At 68.5% G+C, this 213-nt stretch carries 1 pseudogene; it reads right to left on the minus strand.

The window, feature by feature from the left end:
• Positions 1 to 213 (minus strand): annotated as a pseudogene (locus EHS19_RS10575) (IS21 family transposase); the annotation flags it as partial.

Consider the following 213-nt stretch of genomic DNA (forward strand, 5'->3'; position numbering starts at 1 on the left):
CAGCGCACCGGGTCGAACACCGTGGACGGCAACGGCGCCAACGCCGCCCTGTCCTCGGCGAACACCTGCGTGACGGGCACGTCCATCAGTCTCGGGCAATACGACGACGCCGCCAGGGCGTCGCACCGCTCCAGCATGAGACGGCTCAGCTGCTCGTATGATTCCGCTCGCATGGGCGGGACCATGATGTTGCGGCGCAGGAACCCGACCGCG

This window comes from Bifidobacterium jacchi (genome assembly GCF_009078285.1).
GTDB classification, from domain to species: Bacteria; Actinomycetota; Actinomycetes; order Actinomycetales; family Bifidobacteriaceae; genus Bifidobacterium; species Bifidobacterium jacchi.